Origin of the sequence: Thermodesulfovibrio sp. (assembly GCF_049969575.1) — a bacterium.
GTDB lineage: Bacteria > Nitrospirota > Thermodesulfovibrionia > Thermodesulfovibrionales > Thermodesulfovibrionaceae > Thermodesulfovibrio > Thermodesulfovibrio obliviosus.
The window spans coordinates 1-24315 of the sequence record NZ_JBMFOO010000019.1 but is presented as its reverse complement, the minus strand read 5'-3'; the positions used below and the strand labels follow the sequence as shown (position 1 = coordinate 24315).

Annotated in this window: 28 protein-coding genes; 5 read left to right on the top strand and 23 right to left on the bottom strand. The window is 35.1% G+C overall.

The genetic code is table 11. The features are described from left to right. The first annotated feature begins 113 nt into the window (after positions 1-113). Both ACP5O9_RS05760 and ACP5O9_RS05755 read left to right on the top strand, forming a co-directional pair. Entirely contained in the window at positions 114-1358 is a 1245-nt protein-coding gene (locus ACP5O9_RS05760; protein ID WP_424904741.1) for an alginate export family protein, read from the top strand. 19 nt (positions 1359-1377) lie between these two features. Next, positions 1378-2154 (top strand): S1/P1 nuclease, encoded by a 777-nt coding sequence (locus ACP5O9_RS05755; RefSeq protein WP_353686944.1) that lies wholly within the window; start codon positions 1378-1380, stop codon positions 2152-2154. Here ACP5O9_RS05755 and ACP5O9_RS05750 read toward each other — a convergent pair. Further along, entirely contained in the window at positions 2138-2911 is a 774-nt protein-coding gene (locus ACP5O9_RS05750) for a TIGR02757 family protein (RefSeq protein ID WP_353686943.1), read from the bottom strand. The genes ACP5O9_RS05755 and ACP5O9_RS05750 overlap by 17 nt on opposite strands. Positions 2912-3049: 138 nt before the next feature. Here ACP5O9_RS05750 and leuC point away from each other — a divergent pair, with 138 nt between their 5' ends. Continuing rightward, positions 3050-4315, top strand: coding sequence for a 3-isopropylmalate dehydratase large subunit (gene leuC / locus ACP5O9_RS05745; protein WP_353687081.1), 1266 nt, complete (start codon positions 3050-3052; stop codon positions 4313-4315). On the opposite strand, the gene ybeY is transcribed toward leuC, so the two are convergent. The 18 genes from ybeY to ileS all read right to left on the bottom strand — a co-directional run bounded on the left by ybeY (position 4304) and on the right by ileS (position 18913). After that, the gene (ybeY, locus tag ACP5O9_RS05740; protein ID WP_353686942.1) at positions 4304-4783 is read right to left on the bottom strand and encodes an rRNA maturation RNase YbeY; all 480 of its coding nucleotides are present in this window, start codon (positions 4781-4783) and stop codon (positions 4304-4306) included. The genes leuC and ybeY overlap by 12 nt on opposite strands. Beyond that, positions 4780-6288: an HD family phosphohydrolase gene (locus tag ACP5O9_RS05735; RefSeq protein ID WP_424904739.1), complete on the bottom strand. Its 1509-nt coding sequence runs from the start codon at positions 6286-6288 to the stop codon at positions 4780-4782. Before ACP5O9_RS05735 ends, ybeY begins: the two co-directional genes overlap by 4 nt. Beyond that, positions 6257-7096 (bottom strand): PhoH family protein, encoded by an 840-nt coding sequence (locus tag ACP5O9_RS05730; RefSeq protein ID WP_353686940.1) that lies wholly within the window; start codon positions 7094-7096, stop codon positions 6257-6259. Before ACP5O9_RS05730 ends, ACP5O9_RS05735 begins: the two co-directional genes overlap by 32 nt. A 119-nt stretch (positions 7097-7215) precedes the next feature. Further along, on the bottom strand, positions 7216-7866 hold the full coding sequence (locus tag ACP5O9_RS05725) for an SPOR domain-containing protein (RefSeq protein WP_428723610.1): 651 nt from the start codon (positions 7864-7866) through the stop codon (positions 7216-7218). Next, positions 7863-8897 carry a tRNA preQ1(34) S-adenosylmethionine ribosyltransferase-isomerase QueA gene (gene queA, locus ACP5O9_RS05720; RefSeq protein ID WP_428723609.1) on the bottom strand — a complete coding sequence of 345 codons (1035 nt, stop codon included), beginning with the start codon at positions 8895-8897 and terminating at the stop codon, positions 7863-7865. The genes ACP5O9_RS05725 and queA overlap by 4 nt, the downstream gene beginning before the upstream one ends. Beyond that, positions 8884-9873, bottom strand: coding sequence for a SpoIID/LytB domain-containing protein (locus tag ACP5O9_RS05715; RefSeq protein WP_428723608.1), 990 nt, complete (start codon positions 9871-9873; stop codon positions 8884-8886). The genes queA and ACP5O9_RS05715 overlap by 14 nt, the downstream gene beginning before the upstream one ends. A 2-nt stretch (positions 9874-9875) precedes the next feature. Beyond that, positions 9876-10091: a DUF2905 domain-containing protein gene (locus ACP5O9_RS05710; RefSeq protein ID WP_353686936.1), complete on the bottom strand. Its 216-nt coding sequence runs from the start codon at positions 10089-10091 to the stop codon at positions 9876-9878. After that, complete coding sequence (locus ACP5O9_RS05705; protein ID WP_428723607.1) at positions 10084-10629, bottom strand: epoxyqueuosine reductase QueH; 546 nt, start codon at positions 10627-10629, stop codon at positions 10084-10086. Before ACP5O9_RS05705 ends, ACP5O9_RS05710 begins: the two co-directional genes overlap by 8 nt. Further along, the gene (gene ruvB / locus ACP5O9_RS05700; RefSeq protein WP_353686934.1) at positions 10629-11606 is read right to left on the bottom strand and encodes a Holliday junction branch migration DNA helicase RuvB; all 978 of its coding nucleotides are present in this window, start codon (positions 11604-11606) and stop codon (positions 10629-10631) included. Before ruvB ends, ACP5O9_RS05705 begins: the two co-directional genes overlap by 1 nt. Then, positions 11596-12168 carry a Holliday junction branch migration protein RuvA gene (gene ruvA / locus ACP5O9_RS05695; RefSeq protein WP_353686933.1) on the bottom strand — a complete coding sequence of 191 codons (573 nt, stop codon included), beginning with the start codon at positions 12166-12168 and terminating at the stop codon, positions 11596-11598. Before ruvA ends, ruvB begins: the two co-directional genes overlap by 11 nt. A 4-nt stretch (positions 12169-12172) precedes the next feature. After that, positions 12173-12709: a crossover junction endodeoxyribonuclease RuvC gene (gene ruvC / locus ACP5O9_RS05690; RefSeq protein WP_353686932.1), complete on the bottom strand. Its 537-nt coding sequence runs from the start codon at positions 12707-12709 to the stop codon at positions 12173-12175. After that, complete coding sequence (locus ACP5O9_RS05685; protein ID WP_353686931.1) at positions 12709-13311, bottom strand: D-sedoheptulose-7-phosphate isomerase; 603 nt, start codon at positions 13309-13311, stop codon at positions 12709-12711. Before ACP5O9_RS05685 ends, ruvC begins: the two co-directional genes overlap by 1 nt. Beyond that, on the bottom strand, positions 13312-13797 hold the full coding sequence (locus ACP5O9_RS05680) for an HIT family protein (protein WP_424904735.1): 486 nt from the start codon (positions 13795-13797) through the stop codon (positions 13312-13314). Beyond that, a complete protein-coding gene (locus ACP5O9_RS05675; RefSeq protein ID WP_424904734.1) occupies positions 13794-14507 on the bottom strand; it encodes a uracil-DNA glycosylase in 714 nt (237 codons plus the stop codon). Before ACP5O9_RS05675 ends, ACP5O9_RS05680 begins: the two co-directional genes overlap by 4 nt. Further along, positions 14492-15343, bottom strand: a complete 852-nt coding sequence (locus tag ACP5O9_RS05670) for an NAD(+)/NADH kinase (RefSeq protein ID WP_353686928.1) — start codon at positions 15341-15343, stop codon at positions 14492-14494. Before ACP5O9_RS05670 ends, ACP5O9_RS05675 begins: the two co-directional genes overlap by 16 nt. Then, positions 15344-15751, bottom strand: a complete 408-nt coding sequence (gene tsaE / locus ACP5O9_RS05665) for a tRNA (adenosine(37)-N6)-threonylcarbamoyltransferase complex ATPase subunit type 1 TsaE (RefSeq protein WP_353684973.1) — start codon at positions 15749-15751, stop codon at positions 15344-15346. Next, positions 15748-16191 carry a signal peptidase II gene (lspA, locus tag ACP5O9_RS05660; protein WP_353686927.1) on the bottom strand — a complete coding sequence of 148 codons (444 nt, stop codon included), beginning with the start codon at positions 16189-16191 and terminating at the stop codon, positions 15748-15750. Before lspA ends, tsaE begins: the two co-directional genes overlap by 4 nt. Then, on the bottom strand, positions 16172-18913 hold the full coding sequence (gene ileS / locus ACP5O9_RS05655) for an isoleucine--tRNA ligase (RefSeq protein ID WP_353686926.1): 2742 nt from the start codon (positions 18911-18913) through the stop codon (positions 16172-16174). Before ileS ends, lspA begins: the two co-directional genes overlap by 20 nt. Before the next feature lie 121 nt (positions 18914-19034). On the opposite strand from ileS, the gene ACP5O9_RS05650 reads away from it, so the two are divergent. Then, on the top strand, positions 19035-20390 hold the full coding sequence (locus tag ACP5O9_RS05650) for a TldD/PmbA family protein (protein WP_428723606.1): 1356 nt from the start codon (positions 19035-19037) through the stop codon (positions 20388-20390). A gap of 108 nt (positions 20391-20498) precedes the next feature. Continuing rightward, a complete protein-coding gene (gene lpxC, locus ACP5O9_RS05645; RefSeq protein WP_353686924.1) occupies positions 20499-21377 on the top strand; it encodes a UDP-3-O-acyl-N-acetylglucosamine deacetylase in 879 nt (292 codons plus the stop codon). On the opposite strand, the gene opp4C is transcribed toward lpxC, so the two are convergent. The 4 genes from opp4C to ACP5O9_RS05625 all read right to left on the bottom strand — a co-directional run bounded on the left by opp4C (position 21374) and on the right by ACP5O9_RS05625 (position 24245). Then, positions 21374-22213, bottom strand: a complete 840-nt coding sequence (gene opp4C / locus ACP5O9_RS05640; RefSeq protein ID WP_428723605.1) for an oligopeptide ABC transporter permease — start codon at positions 22211-22213, stop codon at positions 21374-21376. The genes lpxC and opp4C overlap by 4 nt on opposite strands. Next, complete coding sequence (locus ACP5O9_RS05635; protein ID WP_428723604.1) at positions 22206-23186, bottom strand: ABC transporter permease; 981 nt, start codon at positions 23184-23186, stop codon at positions 22206-22208. Before ACP5O9_RS05635 ends, opp4C begins: the two co-directional genes overlap by 8 nt. 26 nt (positions 23187-23212) lie before the next feature. Beyond that, entirely contained in the window at positions 23213-23482 is a 270-nt protein-coding gene (locus tag ACP5O9_RS05630) for a hypothetical protein (protein WP_428723603.1), read from the bottom strand. Between the two features lie 61 nt (positions 23483-23543). Beyond that, the gene (locus tag ACP5O9_RS05625) at positions 23544-24245 is read right to left on the bottom strand and encodes a tRNA1(Val) (adenine(37)-N6)-methyltransferase (protein ID WP_353686920.1); all 702 of its coding nucleotides are present in this window, start codon (positions 24243-24245) and stop codon (positions 23544-23546) included. Between the last annotated feature and the right edge of the window lie 70 nt (positions 24246-24315).

The following is a 24315-nucleotide window of genomic DNA, read 5'->3' as shown; positions in this document are numbered from 1 at the left end:
TTTGTTTTTTTAATCAGTTTTTTTTTCAAGTCTCCTTTGCCATTGAAAATGAACCTGGTGCATCTGTTAGGCTAAGACAGGAGATATGGGACAATGTTGTTGACCTCGGAACAATGCCAAACAAGCAACCTGACAGAAACTTTTTCAGACTGCGTATTCAGTTATGGGATAATGTAAAACTTAATGATAACTTTGGAGCTTACATAAGATTAGCAACAGAGCCAAAGTATTACACTGGTCCATATCGCTTAACTCTTGATAATGAAACAAACAGGAAAAGATTGGATCAGGATGAAGTTATAATTGATAATCTCTATATTGACATTAAAAAACCTTTTGATTTACCTGTAAACTTCAGAATTGGAAGGCAGGATTTTCTCGGTAAAGACATGTATGGCGAAGGATTTCTTATTCTTGATGGCACTCCGGCTGATGGCTCAAGAACTTTTTATTTTAACGCTATAAAAGCAACTATAAATATTGCTCCTGATAATTCAATTGACTTAGTTTATGTTTCAAATCCTAAAACAGATCAGTATTTACCAAGTATTCATCCTGCCTACTATGATAAAGCTTCAGGTGGTCTTTACATCAATCACAAAAAAAGGCTCGCTGCCTCAAATGAAAAAGGCTTCTGGATTTATGGAAGAAATAAAATATTTGAATGGCTAAATGTTGAACCTTATTATATCTACAAAAAGGAAGATGCTTATGATGTAATAAAAGAAAGCCATATTAACACTTTTGGAATGAGAGCAGTATTTAAAATAAGTGATTTCTCCTTAAGAGGCGAGCTTGCAAAACAATATGGAAAATATCAAGATGGAACTAAAAGAAGCGGGCTTGGTGGCTATGCCTTTGCTGGATATACATTTTCCAGCTGTCCTGTAATTCCTACTGTAGAAGTTGGTTATGTTTATCTTTCAGGTGATAAAACAGGAACAAAAGACAAAGATGAAGGCTTTGATCCGCTTTTTTCAAGAGCACCCCAGTGGAATGAGCTTTTGATTTATACATTAGTACCTGAAACCTCTAACAAGGGTGGACCAATTCCTGGTTACTGGACAAATCTAAAAGCAGTAGTTACAAATTTATTGCTGAAACCAATTAAGGATTTAAGCATAAAGCTCTCATATCAACATCTCTGGGCGGATGAAAAAACAAGTGATTTACCTTCAATAATGTTTTCCAATGATGGAAAAAATCGTGGTGATCTGTGGGCATTTATCACAAACTACAAATTCACAAAAAATCTTGATGGAATGCTTCAGCTTGAGTATTTTGAACCTGGTAACTTTTATTCAGATAAAGCAAGAAATGCCACATTCATAAGATGGCAGCTTCAGTATAAATTATAGGAGGAGAAAGCTGATGAGGATGAGAAGAATTATAAATTATACGATTTTTCTTCTCATCCTTATTTTTTATTCCTATGCAAATGCATGGGATTGTAAAACCCATGCCTATATTGCTCAAAAAGCAGGTATAAGAATTCCTGAAGCAGCATGTATGCCAGACATAATCCGCGATGAAAACTATGAGCTTCTTGCTCCAATGCATTATCATAATGCTGCACCAAATACGGTTGTAACGCCTGAATACATTGATAAATATGCTGTTAAAGAAGTAACAGTGAATATTGATGGGAGAACAATAAAAATTCTTCTACCTCATCAGGCAGGGGTTCTTTACTGGAAAATTGTCAACCTTTATGAGAAAATGAAATCTCTTGATAAAACTAAACCAGATAATAGGCTTTCTTATGAGTACTATCTCGTAACAATTGCTCACTACATCGGAGATCTTTCTCAGCCGCTGCACAATTTTCCTTATTCAGACTCATCAGCAAGTGATGGGAAAATATATATTGATGAAGGAGCTTTTAATAAAGAATACCATATAAAGTTTGATGAAGCCTTTGATTCCTATATTGGTAAACCTCAAACAGAAGAAAAACTCAATAAAGCATTAAAAGAAATAAAAATCTCAAACACAGAGAATTTAAAAAATGAAATTTCAAAAATTGCAAATTCAGCAATAAAAATTGCAAATCAATGTTACAAAGAAAAAAGAATGCCTACTGAGGAAGAACTGATTGAACAGATTTCATGGTCAGTTTCTTTACTGAAAGCTGTTATTAAATCAACTTATTGATATCTCCATGACAGAGGACAAAATCGTATTTTAAAGGATCTGTAGGATTGATCCTCTTTAACTTTTCTGTAATTTCCAAAGCAGTTTTCATACTCTGAGAGCTTTTCTGTGTTAGTCCTATTCTTTTTGAGACCCTCAACACATGAACATCAAGAGGGATAATTAACTCTGAAGGCTTTATGCTCTTCCACAAGCCAAAATCAATGTCTTGATTTCTGACCATCCATCGGACAAAAAGATTGATTCTTTTGCAGGGACTGCCTTTCAGAGGATCTGGTAAAAGATGAAGTAAACCAGGAGATTTAATATTTTTCCCATAAACAGGGGTCAAATTCACTGTGCATGCCCATTTAACAAAATTTGAAATTTTCAGAATAGTGTTTTCTCCTTGAAAATAGTATTCCAGAGAATTTGACGGAGAATTTTTAAGTAACTTTTGAATAATAAAAAGATAGGCAACTATATCATCCACATCACTGAATCTGTACTTAATTGAAAACTTTTTAAGGATATAAGATGGTTGAAAATCAAGTATGAATTCCGAGGGATGTTCTCCCATAATATTAAAAAGTCCTTCAAGAAAATTGCAGAAACATTGTATGCTTCCGTAGGCAAAGGAAGATGAAATAATCCCTGCTATTTCTATGTCTAAAGGTTCTCTGTATCTTTTTGGGAATCTTATCGGGTCTTTCTGGATAGCAGTTTCAAAATTAAAGGAATTATACAACCGTTCAAGGGTATCTCTTATTTCATCCATTTCATATTTTTGATTATTTTCAACCCTTTATGCAATAATAAATTTTACTTAAATTTTTCTGTTTTGCATGAAAGTGTGAAGGAGATTCCTCGCCTGCTTGGCAGGCTCGAAATGAAAAAATTTCTCGGAGGAGTTATCATGGGAATGACAATAGCTGAAAAAATTCTTGCAGAGCATGCAGGAAAAAAAGAGGTCTCTGCGGGAGAAATAATTAATGCAAAGGTTGACCTTGTCCTTGCCAATGATATCACAGCACCAATTGCCATAAAAGAGTTTGAAAAACTCGAAGTAAAAGATGTCTTTAATAAAGAAAAAATTGCTCTGGTGCCAGATCATTTTACTCCACAGAAGGATATAAAGGCTGCAGAGCAGTGCAAAATGCTTAGAGAATTTGCCTACAAATACAAAATAAAACATTACTTTGAAATTGGAAGAGTTGGCATTGAACATGCTCTTTTACCTGAACAAGGACTTGTGCTTCCTGGCGACCTTGTAATTGGTGCAGATAGCCACACGTGCACCTATGGAGCTCTGGGTGCTTTTGCAACAGGTGTTGGCTCAACAGATGCAGCTGTTGCAATGGCAACCGGTGAGTGCTGGTTTAAAGTACCTGAAACAATCAAATTTATCTACTATGGAAAGCTTCAGCCCTGGGTAAGTGGAAAGGATTTAATTCTTTATACAATTGGAGACATCGGAGTTGATGGAGCCTCTTACATGGCAATGGAATTCACAGGTGAGGTTATTGATAGAATGCCAATGTCTGGAAGGTTTACAATGTGTAACATGGCAATTGAAGCAGGTGCAAAGGCTGGAATTATTGCGCCTGATAAAATTACAGAGGAATATGTAAAAGAACGAGCAAAAAGAACTTATAAATTCTATAGCTCAGACCCTGACGCAATTTATGCAGAGATAAAAGAATATGATTGCTCAAAGATTCCACCAATGGTTGCCTGTCCTCATCTTCCCTCAAATGTTAAACCAGCACAGCAACTCACTCACATAAAAATTGATCAGGTTGTAATAGGCTCGTGCACAAATGGAAGGCTTGAAGACCTGAGAGAGGCAGCACAAATACTTAAAGGAAGAAAAGTGCATCCTGAAGTCCGGATGATAATAATTCCTGCAACTCAAAAAATCTATATGGATGCATTAAAAGAAGGTTTAATAGAAATCTTTATAGAAGCTCAGGCTGTTGTATCACCTCCAACCTGCGGACCATGTCTTGGTGGACACATGGGAATTCTTGCAAAAGGAGAAAAAGCAATAGCTACCACAAACAGAAACTTTGTTGGTAGAATGGGACATCCTGAAAGTGAGGTTTACCTGAGTTCTCCAGCTACGGCTGCTGCAACTGGTGTGCTTGGAAGAATTGGAACACCAGAGGAATTAGGATTGTAGATGGGTTAAAATTTTTTCCTCAATCTTGCGCATTCTTCTTGCTTCGCAGGCTGAGCGTTCATGGTCATAACCTATCAGATGAAGAATACCATGAACAAGAATTCTGTCAAGTTCATGCGAAAATTGAAGACCGTATTGGTTTGCCTGAGATGAGACTTTTTCTGGATCAATTATGATTTCTCCGAGAAATAAGCTACCTGAAGGCTCTTTATCTAAATAAGGGAAAGACAGAACATCAGTAGTAGAATTTTTGCCCCTGTATTGAAAATTAAGCTCTCTCATTTTTCTACTGCCAACAACTATTATAGAGATTATCAGAGAAGTTGAATTCTTTTCCATTATTTTGAGCAGATTTTTGTTTTTATCGTCATATAAAAATTGAAAAATTTTTTTAGTGCTCTGCTTTAGCTTTTTTATTGAAACTTTAAATTTTCTCTGACTGTTGATGACTTCCACAATAACTCTCATAAAGTCTTTTCTTTCAAAGGCTCTGGATAGGAAATTCTTCTGTGAAATATTCCTGTAAGGATGTATTCAAACTTCTTTTTAATCTCGCTTAGGTCTTTTAAAGTTATTTCACATTCATCAAGCTGTCCGTCAATAAATATGTTTTTTACGATTTTATCTACAAGTCCTGAAATTCTCGCAGGTGTTGGATCATCAAGAGTTCTTGAAGCTGCCTCCACAGCATCTGCAAGCATTACTAAAGCTGCAAGCTTTGTTTGTGGTTTTGGTCCTGGATATCTATAATCCTGTTCAGATGGAGGAGTTTCCATCTCTTTTAATGCTTTTTGATAAAAATATGTAACAAGAGCAGTTCCATGATGTTGCTGGATTACATCTTTTATAATTTCAGGTAGATTATACTCTTCTGCAAGCTCAACTCCATCCTTTACATGCGAAATTATAATCATACTACTCAGATGAGGATTAAGCTTTTCATGTTTACTTACACATCCTGTCTGATTCTCTACAAAATACTCTGGCATTCTTATTTTGCCTATATCATGGTAATAAGAAGCAACCTTTGCCAGCAAAGGATTAACTCCTACAACCTCAGCTGCAGCCTCTGCAAGACAGCCAACTATCATACTGTGATGATAAGTTCCTGGAGCTTCAACCGAAAGCTGTTTCATTAAAGGATGATCAATATCCAGCAGTTCAATAAAACTTAAAGGAGTTGTCACATGAAAAAATCTTTCTATAGCAGGCAAACAAAGAAAACACATTGCTGATACTGTCAATCCATTGATAACTGAAAAAACAGAGGAAAAATAAATCTTAGAAAAACTAACATCTCTCATTATAAGAAGAATAGAGATTGAACTAACTGTATTAGCTATTGCTATGTATATTCCAGCATTTATTATGTCAGTTCTTTTTTTACATCTGAGAAGAGCAAAAGCACCAATGAGAGAGCCAATAAAAACATAAATAGGTATTAAAGGTATTTTCACCCATATCCCTGCCATAAAACTGAGAACTAAAGAAAATGTAATAGCTGTATGGAAATCAAACAATAATACCACCAATGCAGGACCTAAAGCAAAAGGTATGCCAAGGGTATGCAAACCCAAACCTTCAATTCCTAATCCCTTAGAAAACACTGAAAATACATGATCAAATACTCTTGCAATAACTAATGTAAAAATCGTAAGAATTCCAAGTAATGCCTTCATTTTTTTCTTTTTAATATAAGCAGGCTTATATCTAAGAAGATCTCTATAGAAAAAAACAACAAGAAGCATAACAAGAATCAGGCTTCCTAAAAAGGAAGTCTCTGATTTGAAATCATGAAGTAAAAAGGCAGTTAAAACAGATAAACCAATAAGAAAAAGTAATGCTTGTCTTTCAATAAATATCTTTTTGTCTTTTCCATTCTGGGAAGATTTAAATTTTTCAATAAATTTTCTTAAATATGACCTGTCAGGAGTAACAGGCTTAAGTGGTGGCGTGTCTTTCATGTTTTTCATAAGCTTTTATGATTTCCTGAACAAGTCTATGCCTGACAACATCTTTTTCAGTGAAATAAATAATCTTTATTCCTTCAATATCTTTCAGAATTTTCAATGCTTCTACCAATCCTGATACTTTCTGAGGTGGAAGGTCTATCTGAGTAATATCCCCTGTTATCACAGTTTTTGAACCAAAACCAAGTCTTGTAAGATACATTTTCATCTGCTCTGTGGTTGTATTTTGAGCTTCATCAAGAATTATAAAAGCATCATTAAGGGTTCTTCCTCTCATAAATGCAAGAGGTGCGATTTCAATGGCACCTTTTTCAATGAGCTTTGATGCCTTGTCAAGGTCAAGCATGTCATAAAGAGCATCATAAAGAGGCCGTAGATAAGGGCTTACCTTTTCTTCAATAGCTCCTGGTAGAAATCCCAATTTTTCTCCTGCTTCAACAGCTGGTCTTACAAGCACTATTCTTGATACCTGTCTTGTAAGCAAAAAATGAATTGCCATTGCCATGGCAAGATAGGTTTTTCCTGTTCCTGCAGGTCCTATTCCAAAAACAATGTCATACTTGAGCATTGCTTCCATGTATTCTTTTTGAGTTGGTGTTTTAGGAATAATAACTCTTTTTTTGGAAGGAACAGCAATTCCGCCTTTGAAAAGACTGATTATTGAGACAGGTTTACCTTCCTTAAGCTCTTGAATAGAATGCATAACATCTTCGGGCTTAATTATATAACCTTCCCTGTTGACAGCTCTTATATCTTCTATTATTTTTTCAGCTCTTTCAATATCTCCTTCATTTTCACCCTGAATAATCAATTTGTTTCCTCTCACACTTAAAGTAACATTCAATGCCTCTTCTATAAGAGTGAATATTTTGTCCAGACCTCCATGAATGAAGGGATATTCTCTTTCTTCATCAAGCTCTAATATGCGTGCTATGGCTTGCCTCCTTTATAAGGTATTTTAAGTATAAAATTTTCAAATCCCTTAGAATGCAATTCCTGGGAGAGTTTTTTTGCTTGAGAAAATTTTTTGTATTTACCTATTCTCACTTTATACAAATCCTCTTTTACAAGAAAGCTTTCATACCCTCTTTCTTTAAGTCTTTTCTGTAATTCTTGAACATTTACTATATCTGAAAAAGCGCCAACCTGAATTGTATAAAAAATTTGTTTATGAGTTTTATATTTAATTGACTTTACAGGTTTTTCAAAATCCTGCTTTTTAACCTTTTGTTCTGAAGTTTGACTCTTTGTCTCAACCTGTTTAGTCTGCACAGTATTTTGTGCTATTTCAATCTCTGGTTTTAATTTATCTTTTTCATTAGTTTGCTGGACTTGTTGTTCCTGCTTGACTTCAGTCTTTGCAGTAGAGTCTTCCTGTTTTTTTGCAAAGGCTGTTCCTACAGTGGTTGATAACACAGTTTTTTCAGAATTGTCCGCCTTGCTAACATAAATTTCCTTTACTGGAGTTGTAATATATCCAATAACATACCCAACAATAATTCCAAGCACAGCAATTCCAAATAATATCAAGAAAAATATCTTTTTATTTATCACTAAAAGTTCCTCACTTTTTTGTTTCATATGATTAACATAGCATCACCATAGGAAAAAAATCTATACCCCTTTTCTATGGCTTCTTTATAGGCTTTTTTAACCTTATCAATATCACAAAACGCATAAACAAGAGCAAGAGGAGTTGATTTTGGCAAATGAAAGTTTGTAATTAAAGCATCCACAATTTTAAAATTATACCCTGGATAAATAAAAATATCTGTGCTACCTTTTATTTTATGCTCATCAGAGCCCATATCTTCGTATTTTCCAGAAGCATAACCTTCCAGGGCTCTTGTTGTTGTAGTGCCTACTGCAAAAATTTTTTTTCCCTCCTTTTTAACTAAATTTACTTCTTCTACAAGAGCTCTTTGTATTTCAAAATATTCAGCATCCATTGTATGTTCCTTTAAGTTTTCCACTTTAATTGGTTTAAAAGTTCCAACTCCCACATGAAGAGTTATCTCTCTCAGTTTAACACCTTTATTTTCAATGTGTTTAAGAAGTTCCTCTGTAAAGTGAAGCCCTGCTGTAGGTGCTGCGATAGAACCATTCGCCTTTGCAAAAACTGTTTGATAGTAATGTCTGTCAGAATCCTCAGGTTTTCTTTTAATGTAGGGAGGTAAAGGCATAAAACCCTTTTTATCTATAAGTTTTTTTACATCCTGAGGACTCATCCTGAAAACAATCTGTTTTCCATCACAATTAGTTTTGATTTCGGCTTTAACTTCATCAATAAGAACCTCACCTTCATATCCTGACTTTGTCATTACTTCCCAGATTACACAATCATGGGAAACTTTTTTTTGCTTAACAAGAAGAATTTCTATTTTGCCTCCTGTTGGTTTTTTCCCGATAACTCTTGCAGGAATTACCTTTGTATTATTGATGATAAGCATATCACCTCTGGAAAAATATTCTACGATTTCAGAAAAAATTTTATGCTCTATCTGTCCTGTTTGTTTGTGTAAAACCATTAAACGAGCTTTATCTCTTTCTGGCAAAGGATACTGGGCAATTAGATCTACTGGTAAAGAATAATCGAGTTCAGTTATTTTCATTGATTGTTATTATTTCTGTCCCGGGATAGAAATACTGAAGTATTTCTTTATAATTTTTTCCTTCTTGTGCCATCTGAAAAGCACACCACTGACACATCCCTACTCCATGACCATATCCGCTTCCTTCAAAAACAACTCCATCCTCTTCAACTCTAATAGACTTAATCATTGTGCTTGGAAGAGCTGTCCAGTGAAGAAGTCTTCTTAATTCAGTGGCTTTTATTAATTTCTTATTTTTTCCATCACTGAATTCAATCTCTTTTACCCTTCCAGTAGATGTATAATTCAATATTTTAACATCAGATATTTTACCCATTGATAAAACACTTTTAAGAGTATTGAAAGAAATCTTTTTTTCCCAAAAGGTATAAGGTGAAGGGGTTGAAGGAACTTTTACAGGCTTCAAATAAGGATACTGTCTTCCAAAAACCTCTTGAGGATCTTCAGTTTGTCCTACACTGCATGCATGATAAAAAGCCATTACAGGTTCGCCCTGATAGGTAAGTATTTGACCTTTTGTATCATTAACAGCTTTTTTCACTTCTTCTTTTTCTTCATCTTCTCTGTAAACCTGATGAAACACTGAAGATGTAACATCGTAAAAATTTTTAGTTCTGTTTCTGATAATGTGCGCCACCGCATAGGTTCTTGCCAAAACAGCCTGTGCTTTTAAAGCTTCCTCTGGCCAGTCAATTCCAACTTCTGATGCCACCACTCCTTTTACATAGTCTTCAAGCTGAACAACATTTATCAAAAAATATCCTTCAGACCCTTTCCATATCTCAATTTCTCCAGAATAGGTTGAACCATCTATAATTGTTTTTGCTGAAACTTTCTTCATTTTTTTTAAATCATTCAAAGCAGGTCTTCTATCTCCTATAAGAACTCTTATAAAAGAATTCTCGTTTTTATCCATTCCATAGACCTGAACAGTAAAGAACAATGTAATCAGAATTGATAAAATTACTCTCTTCATGGTCATCTTTTGCTTAAAAGGTAAAATATTAAACTGAGGATAATGCTTAAAAGTATTGATGTGCCTAAGGGAAAGTAAAACACAAAGTTTCTTTTCTCAATTACAATATCACCTGGAAGTCTTCCAATGAAAGGAATTTTCCCAGCCAGCATCAGAATTAAACCTATTACCACTGTTATTATTCCAACAAGAATTAAAAACTTTCCAATCTCATTCATAATCTATCCTTTTTAAATATCTCTCAGCCTCTGAATATATGCACCCACAATATTTTTGCCTGTAAAGTTCAAGCTCTGCTGCTGTTTTCATCGCTTTTCTGAATCCTTCTGTAAAGTCCTCAGAAATAAAATTAACAGTGTTGTCTTTGCCTATCTCAATTCCAATCTCTATTATTTTATCAAATTTTTGATATGGACTTACCAGCAAAGTGGTTGTAAAGTTTTCAATTCCAAGTTCTTTAGCTTTTTCAGCTGTCCTTTCAAGTCTCATTTTATAACATATTTCACATCTTTCTTTTTCTTTCCCTACCACAGCTCTTAAGAACTTGTAAAATTCTCTGTAATTGTCATCATAAATAACTTTAAGGCTCCAGAGCTGTTCAAGCTTTTTTAAAGAATCAATTCTTGCTCTGTATTCAGTATAGGGATGGATATTTGGGTTATACCAGAATAAAATTACATCAAATCCTTTATTTGTAAGAACCTCCAAAGGATAAATAGCACAATTGCTGCAACATGTATGAAGCAGTATTTTCATCAAAACAACCTCTCAGGAACCTTTCTTTTTAAAACCTCATAAGCAAGTCGGGTAGCCACCCTCCCCCTTGCTGTTCTCTCAATGAATCCTTCCTGCATTAGATAGGGTTCATAAACATCTTCAATTGTATCCTTGTCTTCTCTTAAAGAAGCTGCAATTGACTCAATTCCTGCTGGACCACCATTAAATTTTTCAATTATCGTCAACAAAATTTTTCTATCCATCTCGTCAAGTCCGTAATTATCAACATCCATTGCTGTAAGAGCCTGTTTTGCTATATCTAAATCTATTATTTCTTTATCCTGAACCTGCGCAAAATCTCTTATTCTTTTAAGCAGTCTGTTTGCCACTCTTGGAGTTCCACGAGACCTTCTTGCAATCTCCATTGCAGCATCTTCATTTATGGAAATTCCCAAAATTTTTGCTGATCTTTGTACAATCTCTTTAAGCTCCTCAGGATTATAAAACTCAAGCCTGAATACAACACCAAATCTGTCTCTCAAAGGAGATGTAATCAAGCCTGTTCTTGTTGTAGCTCCAATAAGTGTAAATCTTGGAAGATTTATCTTTATTGAACGAGCAGAAGGTCCCTGCCCAATAATTATATCAAGGGTGAAGTCTTCCATTGCAGGATAAAGTATTTCCTCAACAACTCTTGGAAGCCTGTGAATTTCATCAATAAATAAAATGTCTCTATCAGACAGATTTGTAAGAATTGCAGCCACATCCCCTGCTCTTTCAAGAACAGGACCGGATGTGCTTTTAATGTTAACACCCAGTTCATTTGCTATCACTGTTGCAAGAGTTGTTTTTCCAAGTCCAGGAGGACCGCAGAAAAGAACATGATCAAGAGGTTCCTGCCTTATAAGAGCTGCTTTAATAAAAACTTCTATATTGTCTTTGATTTTTTTCTGACCTATGAATTCCTTTAATGTTCTTGGTCTGAGTGTTATATCTAAAATTTCATTATTTTCCATCTTTCCCTGCTAAGATGCTCAAGGACTCTCTGATTATTGTTGCTTCGTCTTTTTCATTATCATAAATTTTATCAAGAACTTCCTTTGCCTGCAATCTTTTATATCCAAGATTTACCAGAGCTGATAAAACATCTTCATATTTCTGATCTTTTTCATATGTTAAAGAAGGCAGCACTCCTTTCAATTCAAGAAAAATTCGCTGAGCAGTTTTTTTACCAATTCCTGGAATCTTACTCAGTGATTTTATGTCTTGCTGCTCAATGGTTTTATAAAGAGTTTCTTTATCATAGGTTGAAAGAATGTTTATTGCCATTTTTGGACCAATACCAGAAATTTTTATCAATTCCTGAAACAGATCCCTTTCAGAGCTATCTAAAAATCCATAAATCTCTACAAGTTCTTCCTTTAAAATCAAAGAAGTGTAAATCTGAATTTCCTCGCCTGTATTAATGTATCTGGCAATTCTAACTGGTATTTTTACTGAATAACCAAGACCGCCTGTTTGAATAACAACTCTGTCAGGTTTAACTGTAACAGCTTTACCTTTTATAAAGTCAAGCATTTATTTATTTTAACACTTTTAAAAGCTTCCTTGAATGAATATGGCATATTGCTACAGCCAGAGCATCAGCACAGTCATAGGAAATTTTTTTATCAATGCTTAAAAAATTATGTACCATGCTTTTGACCTGAGCCTTGTGAGCTCTTCCATATCCTGTAAGAGCTTTTTTTATCTCAGTAGAGCTATATTCATAAACAGAAATTTGCTTTTGAGCTGCAACTAAAAAAGCTATCGCCCGAGTATATCCAAGAACAAAGGAAGAAGGAATTTTTTTACCTGCAAATATTTTCTCTACAGCCATCTCATAGGGACTGTATTTTTCAATTACCTCTAACAGAGATTCATAAATAAATTTAAGTCTTTCTGGCAGGCTTACATTGTGAGAAATATTTATAGTGTCAGCATGGATTAATCTTATGTCATTGGAGTTTGAACTTTGAATTCTGAAATTTGAATTTTGAATTGCTCCAGTCCCCGCTGAAGTATCCACTATTCCATAGCCAAAATGTCTGCTGCCAGGGTCAATACCTATGACTATCATTATTTCACTTTCTTTTTAGTTGCTGGAAGCTCAAATAATATATCTTCCACAAGTTCGCACAGAATGTGACCAAGAGTAATATGAGTTTCCTGAATTCTTGGAGTATCCTCTGACGGAACAGCAAAAGCGTAATCAACTTTTGAAATCAGTTTTTCACCTCTTATGCTTGTAAAGGCAATTGTCTTAAGTCCTCTTTTTTTAGCTACCTCAACTGCTTTAATAACATTCCTTGATGAGCCAGATGTGCTTATTCCGATTGCTATATCCCCTGAGGTTCCCAATGCTTTAATCTGCTTTGAAAAAACTTCAGAATAATCATAATCATTAGCTATTGCTGTAATCACAGCCATATCTGTATTTAAAGCAATTGCTGGAAGTCCTGGCCTTTCTCTTTTAAATCTGTTAACAAACTCTGCAGCAATGTGTGAGGCATCTGTGGCACTTCCACCATTACCGAAAATTAAAATTTTACTGCCCTCATTAAGAGTTTTTGCAATAATTTCAGCAACTTCTTTAATCAGCTTTATATTTTCTCTGAAAAATTGCTCCTTAACCCTGATTGAATCTTCATAGGCTTTTCTGATTTTGTCTTCTATCTGCATTTATTCTTCCTCCTTGAAACATGGATAGAGTTTGTCATAGGTTACAAGGATATGCTCTGGTACTACCCGCACATCCTCAAGTATGGTCATAAATCCCACATCTCCTGCCCATCTGGGAACAATGTGCCAGTGAAGATGCTCATCAATGCTTGCAGATGCTACAACTCCTATATTAAGTCCTATATTAAATCCATCAGGATGCATTACCTTTTTAAGACATTTCAAACATTTAACAGTAAGAATCATACACTCTGTGAGTTCCTCTGTATTCAGTTCTTCAAGAGTATGAACATGTCTGTATGGCACAACCATAAGATGTCCTGAGTTATAAGGGTATTTATTCATAATAATAAAAGAAAGCTTGCCTCTGTAAAGAATCAGGTTATCTCTGTCTCTGTCTTCTTTTGGTTTGTCACAGAATATGCATCTCTTTTCTTTCTGTCCAAGTATGTATTCAATTCTCCATGGTGCCCATAAAACCTTCATTTAATCCTCCTTAAAGCTTCCTGTGCATCCTGCCATGTAAGCCATTTATCTTTTCTGTTTCTAAGTAAATAAGCTGGATGAAATGTGGGGATAACAGGAATTTGATTGTAAAAGAAAACTTTTCCTCTTATTCTAGATATATGCAAATCCTTTAGTTTTCCATCCATACCCATTAATGTATAGGTTGCCACTCTGCCAAGACACATAATTACTTGAGGAGAAACTATTTCTATCTCTCTTTTTAGATAATCAAAACACGCTAAAATTTCACTTTCTAAAGGATCTCTATTCATTGGAGGATGACATTTTACAGTATTAGTTATATAAACATCTTTTCTGTTAAATCCCATTTTTTCTATTAAGCTTGTTAAAAGTTTACCTGCCTCACCAACAAAAGGTCTGCCCTGCAAATCCTCATCAACTCCTGGTGCTTCACCAACAAACATTAGTTTTGCATTAATAGAACCCTCACCACATACAGGATTTTTTCTTGAATTGCTCAAAGGACATTTTTTACATTGTCTGATTTCGTCATTCAATTTCTCAATGGCTAACTGTCCATGTTCTGAAGATTCATCATAGTTCGCTGGAAATGCTTCTTCAGAAAACTGCTCCAACAAAGATTGAACAAACTGCCCTGGTAGATCTTTAAAGCCAAGATTTTTATAAAAATTCAGGATATCAACTATATTGTCTATCTTTCGCCCCATCTCAGCTTCTCTCTTAAAACTCTGAAATAATTTCTCCTTGGAGGTGCAATAAGATAAGTTTTTTCATCAGCTATCCTGCATCTAACTTTATCATTTTTCTGCAAAGGCAAACCAATCTGTCCATCTACTGTTAAAAATATGTCTCTAACATGCGAAGAAATCACCACATCAATTACAAAATCGTCTGGTAGAACAATAGGTCTAACAGTCAATGTATGGGGGCATATTGTTGTGAATACTAAGCCTTTTAATGTGGGATACAGAATAGGACCTCCTGCTGAGAGATTATAGGCTGTTGAACCTGTTGGTGTAGAAATTATTATTCCATCAGCCTTTATTGTGGAAACATATATATTGTTTATGATTAAACCAAAGTCTGAAATCTTTGCCATTATACCTTTACCAATTACAATGTCATTAAGTCCAAGATACTCATTGACTATGTGTTCATCTCTCAGAACCTGAGCATTTATCATGCTTCTTTCTTCTATCTCATAATCTCCTGAAAATATCTGCTCCAGGGAATTAAATAAATCAGTTTTTGGAATTTCTGTTATAAATCCGAGCCTTCCCATGTTTATTCCAATTATGGGAATTTTTTTCCCTCCAATAAGTCTGGAAGCACTGAGCATTGTTCCATCTCCACCAAGAACAACAACTGCATCAGAACTTTGAATTGCCATTATTTCAGAATGATTAAAACTGGAAAAAACTCCAACAGAATGGAAAACTATGCATTCAGCGCCTCTATTTTTCAGCCAATCCTGAACTTTAATGGCTGTTTCAATGGCTGAATTATCATTTTCCTTGTAAAGAATTGAAAGTTTTTTAAACATTTAAATCTCCATCTCAAAAACTCTTGTTGTCTCATCAACTAAATCTATTTTAATCTTTAAAGCATTTTCAGGCAAATCACTGAGTCTCTGAGCCCACTCTATTACACAGGTACAAACTTCAAAGTATTCCCATAAATCAATATCTTCATTTTTTACATTGTCAAGCCTGTAAAGGTCAATATGACAGAAGTCTGCTTCTGGATAATGAGAAACTATTACAAAACTTGAGCTTGCTATATCTTTTTCCTCTATACCAAATGATGAAGCAATTCCTTTTGTCAAAATAGTTTTACCAGCTCCCATTTCTCCATAAAGAGCTATAACTTTTATTCCCTGTTTCTGTGCAAAACTTCCGAGCATTTTACCAAGAATTTTTGTTTCTTCCTCTGAGTAGGTAAAAATCCTCATTTTTTCAGGCTCTTGTAAAGAAAAAGAACAATTCCTATGCTTATAGCTGAATCCGCCACATTAAAAGCTGGCCAATGAAGATTTTTCAGATGAAGGTCTATGAAATCTATAACATAACCATAAATAAGCCTGTCAAGAATATTTCCTGAAGCTCCTGCAATTATAAGTGAGTAAATCAACCAGTTTTGAGAATCCTTGAAATACATATAAATAAGAAATACTATAGCAAATAAAGCGATTACAATAAAAAATCCTGCACCTAAAAATTTAAACATTCCAAAGGCTGTGCCTGTGTTTTCAACATAAACAAGATTAAAAAAAGGTAAAAGCTTAATTACTCCCCGTGGAGCTAAAAACTTAATAGCAAGATACTTTGTAAGCTGATCAAAGAAAACAACAAGAAAAATCAAAATCAATGCTTTATGAATTTTTAAGGACATGATAACATCTTGGACATACATCAGGAATTTCAAGCTTTCCAACCATGGCAGAATAATTCCAGCAGCGCTGACATTTAGCTCCTTCAGCTTTTTCTATTGTAACGGTAAATTCAGTATCCTGAGAGTCTATTAATTGCACCTGGGAGACAATAAATAAAGTCGGTAAAAACGAATAGTAAGGTTCTAAAAAGCTCTTTAATTTTTCATTAACAGAAAGCACCACCTTTGCCTCAAGAGAGTTTCCTATAAATTTTTCCTGTCTTGCGATCTCAAGAGCTTTATTAACCTCATCCCTTATCTCAATCAGTTTTTCCCATTTCAATTGAAGCTCTTCATCAATGAAATTTTCCTTAACTTCTGGCATTTTTTCTAAAAATACACTTTCTGTTTTCCTGAAAGGAAGATGTTGCCATGCCTCTTCTGCTGTAAATGAAAGAATTGGAGCAATTAATTTAATAAGAGACTCTGCAATATTATACAAAACCCATTGAGCTGCCCTTCTTTCTGATGAGTCAGATTTAAATGTATAAAGCCTGTCCTTTAAAATATCAAGGTAAAAGGCACTCATATCAGTAACACAGAAATTATGAACTGCATGAAAAACTTGATGAAATTCAAAATTTTCATAAGCAGCTCTCACTTTTTTAATTAGTTTTTGAAGCCTCATCATTGCCCATCTGTCTATTTCAAGAAGACAGTCTGAATAATCTTTACCATCGTAGTCATGGATATTTCCAAGAAGATATCTCAATGTGTTTCTTATTTTTCTGTAAGCCTCTGTAAGTCTTGAAAGAATTTCCTGGGAAAGTTTTATATCATCTCTATAATCTTCTGCAGAAACCCATAATCTTACAATATCAGCTCCGTTACTTTTTATAATTTCCTGTGGAGCTATTACATTTCCAAGAGATTTGGACATCTTTCTTCCCTGCCCATCAACTGTAAATCCATGGGTAAGAACAATTCTATAAGGTGCTCTTCCTTTGTTCCCAAGTGAAGCAATTAATGAACTCTGAAACCATCCCCTGTGCTGGTCACTTCCTTCAAGATACATATCAGCTGGCCAGCTTAGCAGAGGATTTCTTTCAAGAACTGCTGCATGACTTACTCCAGAGTCAAACCATACATCAAGAATGTCTTTTTCTTTTTGAAAATCCTTTGAACCACATTCTGGACAGCTATACCCGGGCATTAAATCTTCAAGGTTGAGTTTAAACCATACATCAGAGCCTTCCATTTCAACAAGACTACAAATTTTGTCAAATAAATTTTCATCATTTATTATATATCCGCATTTTTTACAGACAAATAATGTAATCGGCACGCCCCATGCTCTCTGGCGGGAAAGACACCAATCTGGTCTTTTTTCTACCATAGAATAAATTCTATCTCTACCCCATGAAGGAATCCATCTGACTTTGTCTATCTCTGCAAGAGCCCTCTTACGAAGTTCGCCATGGCTCATTGAAATAAACCACTGAGTTGTTGCCCTGAAAATAATTGGTTTTTTACACCGCCAGCAATGGGGATAAGAATGCTTAATACTGCCTTCCCATAGAAGTGAGTTATTTTTCTTCATATGCTCTATTATTGCTCTGTTTGCTTTAAAAACATTTTCCCCTGCAAAATAAGGAACATCCTCTGTGAATCTTCCTCTATCATCAACAGGAGCGTAAATGTCAAGTCCGTATTTTAAACCAACTTCATAGTCTTCCTCTCCATGTCCTGGTGCTATATGAACCACACCAGTGCCTTCGCCTATTTCAACAAAATCAGCCACTACCACTTTTGAAACTCTATCTATGAAAGGATGCTTAGCTTTTATTCCTTCAAGATCTCTACCTTTAATTTCAAAAAGAGGTGTCTCATCTACATCAACTTTGTCTTTTAAATTCTTAATTGCTTCTTTAACTATTATAAGCACACCTTTTGAACTTTTAACTCCAACATAATCAAAATCTGGATGAACAGCTAATGCCAGATTTGCAGGTAAAGTCCAGGGAGTTGTTGTCCATATTACTATATACACTGGAGATTCTTTAACTGACAACTTCTCTTTATCAATAACTTCAAAAGCTACAAATATTGATGGAGACTCCTTATCAGCATACTCAACTTCTGCATCAGCCAGTGCTGTTACGCAGGAAGGGCACCAGTAAACAGGCTTTTTGCCACGATAAACATAACCATTTTTAAAAAAGGTAAGAAACTCTCTTACAATTGTGGCTTCATAGTCATTGGACATAGTTATGTAAGGGGTGTCCCAGTAACCAAAAACTCCAAGACGGATAAACTCATCCCTTTGAATATTTATAAATTTCTCAGCGTAAGCCCTGCAGAGCTGCCGTTTTTTAAAAATATCAATATTTTCTTTTTCTTTTCCCAGTGATTTATCTACCTGTAGCTCAATTGGCAGACCATGACAATCCCATCCAGGAACAAAAGGACAGTACTGCCCGAGCATTGAATGATATTTAACAATTATGTCTTTGAGAATTTTGTTTAACGCATGCCCGATATGAATATGCCCATTAGCATAGGGAGGTCCATCATGAAGAATGAAGCATCTTCCACCAGAAGCCCTGTTTTTGTCCTGAAGTTTCTCGTATATCCTATTTTCTTTCCAGAATTTTAAAATTGCAGGCTCCCTTTCAGCAAGATTTGCCTTCATAGGGAATCCTGTCTGCGGTAAATTAAGAGTATTCTTGTAATCCTGCGACATAAATTAAAGAATACCACAACATTTTATCAAAATTCAAACCTTTATATGCTATTATAAGAAATAAAGAGATTCCTTGCAACTTGAGGGTGCTCGGGTTTGAGAAAACTCTAAGGAGGTATTTATGGATTTGTTCAGTGACATATTAAGAAAGTTAAAAGGAGAGTATGTTGATATTTTCCTTGAGGAAAAAATAACAAATCAGCTTCAGATGGAAGAAAATAAAGTTCAAAAATGCTCTTCAGTTTTTGATAAAGGACTGGGAGTAAGAGTAATCAAAGAAGGAAAAACCTTTTATGCCTACACAAATGATTTAACTAAAAATGGTATTGAAGAGTTAATCTCCTCTTTAAAAAGCAAGGATAATGGTAACCATATCAATCTGAAAAAAATTGAACCTCCAATGCAATTTTTTATAAAAATCAATCCAGCAGATGTTGAAATATCACAGAAAATAAATTTTATAAAAAGAGCCAATGAAGTGGCATGGAAAGAAAGTTCAAAAGTCAAACAGGTAAGAGTGTTATATGCTGATTCTTTTCAGAAAATTAAAATAGCCAGCTCAGAAGGAATTTTTTCGGAAGAAAAAAGAATTCAAACGCTTTTTCTGATTCATGTTGTAACCCATGAAAATGGAGTTATTCAAACAGGATATGAAGCAGTAGGAGGATTTAAAGGAATTGAGCTTTTTGAGGAAATTCTACCTGAAGAGATTTCACTTAAGACAACAAAGAGAGCTTTAATGATGCTCAAGGCAAGACGCATACAAGGAGGAAGAATGCCTGTTGTAATTTCCTCTGAAGCAGGTGGAACAATGATACATGAAGCAATAGGACATGGACTTGAAGCAGACCTTGTTCAGGAAGGACTTTCAGTTTACAGTGGCAGAATCGGTCAAAAAATAGCTTCAGAATTAATTACGGTAATTGACGATCCAACTCTTCCCAATATGAGGGGGTCCTATGTTTTTGATGACGAAGGAACGCCTTCACAGAGGACAGTTTTGGTTGAAAATGGAGTTCTCGTTAATTATCTTTATGATAAATACACTGCAATAAAAGAAGGAAAAAAATCCACAGGAAATGGCAGAAGACAGTCTTATGAGCATTATCCAATTCCAAGAATGAGCAATACTTTTATTGCCCCTGGGAAACACTATCCAGAAGAAATAATTCGCTCAGTTGATAAAGGGCTGTTTGTTAAAAAAATGGGTGGTGGGCAGGTTAACACTGTTACTGGAGAGTTTGTTTTTGAAGTTCAAGAGGGTTATCTTATAGAAAAAGGTATAATTGGAGAGCCTGTAAGGGGTGCATTATTGATTGGCACTGGACAGGAGATTCTAAAAAATATTGATATGGTTGGCAATGATCTGGGATTTTCCATTGGCACATGTGGAAAAAACTCTCAGGGAGTTCCTGTTACAGATGGAATGCCAACAGTAAGAATTCCTGAGATAGTTGTTGGTGGACAAGCAAAGTAAATGTTTTATTTTTTCCATAAATGTTTCATTTTTACCACATTAATATCCTGGTTGAACTAATAATTTCAGCAATTTTTTTCTGGCATTTTTTTTGTATATTATTTCTTGATGCCTTTTCAGAAGACTATAAAATCAGAAATTGCATTGTCCGGTGTGGGAATACACACTGGCAAAAGAATTAATATAAGGCTTATTCCTGCCCAAAGGGATACAGGGATAATCTTTTACAGAACAGATAAAGGATTGCAAATTAAAGCAAAACTTCCATTTGTTATTGATACATCTTTTGCAACAACAATAGGAATTGATGGAGTAAAAGTCAGAACTGTTGAGCATCTGCTTGCAACGCTTTATGTTTTTGGAATAACCAATCTTATAATTGAGATAGATGGTTCAGAAATCCCTGTGATGGATGGAAGTGCTCAGGATTTTGTAAAACTCATTATGAAAACAGGCATTGCAAAACAGGGTAAAACAATCCCTACATTAAAAATAACAAAGCCTTGTATTTACGAAGAGTCACGTTCACGGATCGTTGCCAGACCACACAAAGGCTTCAGGATAACCTATAAAATTTTTTATGAACATCCGTTAATTTTAGCACAATCTCTATCCATTGAAATCAATGAACAAAATTTTCTCAAAGAAATAGCACCTGCGAGGACTTTTGGATTTTTAAAGGACATACAGTATCTTCTTCAAAACGGTTTTGCTCGTGGAGGTTCATTGGAAAATGCTCTTGTTCTTGATGAAAAAGGTGTTGTAGGAGGAAAACTCAGATTCAAAGATGAATTTGTAAGACATAAAATTCTTGATGCAATCGGTGATCTGTCTTTATTAGGTTATCCAGTTCAGGGACATTTTATAATTGAAAAGGGTGGACACACTGCTCATATAAACTTCTTAAAACATCTTGTTGAATCAGACTGTTACGAATTAGAAGAAGAACCATATTTTAATTTTTACCTATCAGTTCAAACTATTTAATCCTCAGTCCAATGCTTCGGATCAAGAGCATCTCTTAATGCTTCACCAAGAAGATTAAAGGACAGCACTGTTAAAAATATGGCTAAACCAGGAAACAGGCTCATCCACCATGCAACAGTAATGTAGTCTTTACCAATGCTTAAAATTCCTCCCCAGCTTGGCTCAGGCGGCTGGATTCCAAGTCCAAGAAAGCTTAAACCGCTTTCAATTAATATAGCTCCGCCAACCGAGAAAGTGGCAGCTACAATAACAGGATAGATTGCATTAGGAAGTATATGCTTAAAGATAATTCTGCCAGAGCTTGCACCAATTGCTCTTGCAGCAAGAACAAACTCTCTTTCCTTTAATGACAAAACCTCTGCCCGGACAAGTCTTGCCACATCCATCCATCCTGTAAGCCCTATTACTACCATAATTATGTAAATGCTCGGCTCAAGCACAGCAACAACAGCAAGTATTAAAAAAAGTGTAGGAAAAGCAAGCATTACATCAACAACTCTCATTATCAATGTATCAATCCATCCTCCGTAATATCCTGCAATTGAACCGAGCACTGTTCCAGTAAAAATAGCAATTCCCATTGCAAGAAATCCTACTTTAAGAGAGACTTTTGCACCGTATATTATTCTTGAAAAAACATCCCGTCCAAGCTCATCAGTGCCAAAGAGATGCTCCTTTGATGGTGGTTCAAGAACATGATAAACATTAATTTTGTATGGATCGTATGGGGCAACATGAGAAGCAAAAATTGCAATAAAAAATACAAAAAAAATAAATATCAGACCACCAACTGCCAGTTTATTTCTTAAAATTCGTTTCAGTATCAGCTTAAACATCCCGTTTTACCCTTATTCTTGGATCAATAACAAAATATGCAAGGTCGGCAAGAAGATTGCCAATCAATGTCAATAATGCACCGATCAGCAATATACCCATTATTGTTGGATAATCCCTTGCCATGGCAGAAGAATAAAAAAGCTGTCCCATTCCTGGAATGGAAAAAATGCTTTCAAAAATAACGCTTCCTCCAATAAGTCCTGGAATTGCAAGTCCTAAAAGCGTTACAACTGGCAAAAGAGCATTTCTTAAAGCATGTCTTATCAACACTACTCTTTCAGGCAAGCCCTTTGCTCTTGCTGTCCTTATAAAATCCTGTCTCAGCACTTCAAGCATGCTTGAACGTGTATATCTGGACATTCCAGCAAGTCCTGCAAAGGACATTATTGTAACTGGCAAAATAAGATGTTTTGCCCAGTCAAGGAGTCTTTCATAAAATGGCATTGTTTCAGCTCCGACGCTCTGAATTCCAGAAATGGGAAGCCAACCAAGATTTACACCAAAAACAATCATAGCAAGTAAAGCAATCCAGAAGGTTGGAACAGAAAAGCCTGTAAAAACAAAAACTGTAAGAGCTCTGTCAAAGAGGCTTCCTGGTTTCAAAGCTGAAAAAACTCCAATTGGAATAGAGACCACAAGAATAAAAAGCAGAGAAAGCAAATTAAGGGTGACAGTAATTGGAAGTCTTTCTTTAATTTTCTCTTTAACAGGCCTTCCATCAACAAAACTCTTTCCCAGATCCAGTGTAATAACCATTTTAAGCCAGTTAAGGTATCTTTCATGAAGTGGTTTATCAAGTCCGTAAAGCTTTTTTAGAGCCTCCATTGCCTCAGGAGATGCCTTTGGTGATAGTTCTTCAGTAAAGCTCGCAGGTGAGCCTGGTGCAAGATTTATTACAACAAAACATATAAGAGTGATACCAAAGAGAATCGGTATCATCAGGAAAAATCGCCTGAGTATGTAAAAAAGCATAGACTAAATTTTACAATAAAATGCAGTTATTTGGAAATCCTTAAAACACCCTCTATGTCCACTATTTTCTCTTCCATTGGAATTTCTACCTGAGCTCTTTTTATTGCCTCCTTTACAATCCAGTTTAATCCTCCACAACATGGAACTATCATTCTTAAAACAGTTATGGATTTAATATCATTCAACCTGAAAACCTCTGCAAGTTTTTCGATACATAAACCAGCATCATCAAGCTTGGGACATGCTATTAGCAACTTTCTGTTCTTCAATAAATTTTCGTGAAATCCACTGTCCATTTCCAAAATCTTTTAATTATTAATTCTATCACAGGAAATCAGGCAGGATTTATGATGTAAATCATAGTTTGTATATTAATTCCATTTCTTCTGTATATTTTCCATCTTCCCTGTAAATAAAAAGGGGAGGTTCTACTTTAAGAGCCGACTTACCTCCTTTGACTGCTTCTATGAGAACCATTTTTGCCTCTGCATTTATTTTTGAATGAACAAAACGAACCCTTTTTACCTCAAGAGAGTAATTATCCATTATTTTAATAATTTCAGTTAGTCTTTCAGGCAGATGAATCATGTAAAGTCTACCTCTATGTTTTAATGCTCTCTGACTCACCTGGGAGATATCTTTAACCGTAAGACTCAATTCATGCCTTGCCAGAGCCCTTTTTCCCAGAGGACTCATCTTACCTGTTCCTGGTCTTCTGAATGGTGGATTTGAAATTACACAATCATAACCGGAATCATTAAATTCTTTTGCATCAGCACATAGTATTCTGACTCTATCTTCAACATTGTTTAATTTAGAGCTTATACGAGCAAGCACCGCAAGATCTGGCTGAATTTCTATCATTGTAACATAAGCTTCTGGATATTTTTTTGCCAGAATAATTCCAATTATTCCGGTTCCTGCACCAATATCCAAAGCTTTTTTGACCCTTTTTAAATTAACAAAATGAGCGAGAATCAAAGCATCTACACTGAAACGATAACCTTCCTCAGGCTGGCAGATTTTTATGCTTCCTATAGAGTCAATAGTGTATTGCATAGAAAAAATTATAACATAACCTGAAATTGCCTACAGATAAATTAAGCGAATTGTCTCATTTAAAATCTAT

Bases quoted from the DNA above. Each gene is read 5' to 3' on its own strand.
- ACP5O9_RS05685 (WP_353686931.1), bottom strand. From the start codon at position 13,311: ATGCAGATAGAAGACAAAATCAGAAAAGCCTATGAAGATTCAATCAGG.
- ACP5O9_RS05710 (WP_353686936.1), bottom strand. From the start codon at position 10,091: ATGAATGAGATTGGAAAGTTTTTAATTCTTGTTGGAATAATAACAGTG.
- ACP5O9_RS05670 (WP_353686928.1), bottom strand. From the start codon at position 15,343: ATGTTTAAAAAACTTTCAATTCTTTACAAGGAAAATGATAATTCAGCC.
- ileS (WP_353686926.1), bottom strand. From the start codon at position 18,913: ATGTCGCAGGATTACAAGAATACTCTTAATTTACCGCAGACAGGATTC.
- lpxC (WP_353686924.1), top strand. From the start codon at position 20,499: ATGCCTTTTCAGAAGACTATAAAATCAGAAATTGCATTGTCCGGTGTG.
- ACP5O9_RS05680 (WP_424904735.1), bottom strand. From the start codon at position 13,797: ATGAAGGTTTTATGGGCACCATGGAGAATTGAATACATACTTGGACAG.
- ACP5O9_RS05735 (WP_424904739.1), bottom strand. From the start codon at position 6,288: ATGAAAAACATGAAAGACACGCCACCACTTAAGCCTGTTACTCCTGAC.
- queA (WP_428723609.1), bottom strand. From the start codon at position 8,897: ATGAAAATAACTGAACTCGATTATTCTTTACCAGTAGATCTAATTGCC.
- ACP5O9_RS05760 (WP_424904741.1), top strand. From the start codon at position 114: ATGCCAAACAAGCAACCTGACAGAAACTTTTTCAGACTGCGTATTCAG.
- ACP5O9_RS05750 (WP_353686943.1), bottom strand. From the start codon at position 2,911: ATGGATGAAATAAGAGATACCCTTGAACGGTTGTATAATTCCTTTAAT.
- ybeY (WP_353686942.1), bottom strand. From the start codon at position 4,783: ATGAGAGTTATTGTGGAAGTCATCAACAGTCAGAGAAAATTTAAAGTT.
- ruvC (WP_353686932.1), bottom strand. From the start codon at position 12,709: ATGATAGTCATAGGTATTGACCCTGGCAGCAGACATTTTGGCTATGGA.
- lspA (WP_353686927.1), bottom strand. From the start codon at position 16,191: ATGTCCTTAAAAATTCATAAAGCATTGATTTTGATTTTTCTTGTTGTT.
- tsaE (WP_353684973.1), bottom strand. From the start codon at position 15,751: ATGAGGATTTTTACCTACTCAGAGGAAGAAACAAAAATTCTTGGTAAA.
- ACP5O9_RS05675 (WP_424904734.1), bottom strand. From the start codon at position 14,507: ATGGGGCGAAAGATAGACAATATAGTTGATATCCTGAATTTTTATAAA.
- ACP5O9_RS05755 (WP_353686944.1), top strand. From the start codon at position 1,378: ATGAGAAGAATTATAAATTATACGATTTTTCTTCTCATCCTTATTTTT.
- ACP5O9_RS05725 (WP_428723610.1), bottom strand. From the start codon at position 7,866: ATGAAACAAAAAAGTGAGGAACTTTTAGTGATAAATAAAAAGATATTT.
- ACP5O9_RS05705 (WP_428723607.1), bottom strand. From the start codon at position 10,629: ATGAAAATACTGCTTCATACATGTTGCAGCAATTGTGCTATTTATCCT.
- ACP5O9_RS05635 (WP_428723604.1), bottom strand. From the start codon at position 23,186: ATGCTTTTTTACATACTCAGGCGATTTTTCCTGATGATACCGATTCTC.
- ACP5O9_RS05630 (WP_428723603.1), bottom strand. From the start codon at position 23,482: ATGGACAGTGGATTTCACGAAAATTTATTGAAGAACAGAAAGTTGCTA.
- ACP5O9_RS05715 (WP_428723608.1), bottom strand. From the start codon at position 9,873: ATGAAGAGAGTAATTTTATCAATTCTGATTACATTGTTCTTTACTGTT.
- ACP5O9_RS05650 (WP_428723606.1), top strand. From the start codon at position 19,035: ATGGATTTGTTCAGTGACATATTAAGAAAGTTAAAAGGAGAGTATGTT.
- ACP5O9_RS05625 (WP_353686920.1), bottom strand. From the start codon at position 24,245: ATGCAATACACTATTGACTCTATAGGAAGCATAAAAATCTGCCAGCCT.
- ruvA (WP_353686933.1), bottom strand. From the start codon at position 12,168: ATGCTTGACTTTATAAAAGGTAAAGCTGTTACAGTTAAACCTGACAGA.
- leuC (WP_353687081.1), top strand. From the start codon at position 3,050: ATGGGAATGACAATAGCTGAAAAAATTCTTGCAGAGCATGCAGGAAAA.
- opp4C (WP_428723605.1), bottom strand. From the start codon at position 22,213: ATGTTTAAGCTGATACTGAAACGAATTTTAAGAAATAAACTGGCAGTT.
- ruvB (WP_353686934.1), bottom strand. From the start codon at position 11,606: ATGGAAAATAATGAAATTTTAGATATAACACTCAGACCAAGAACATTA.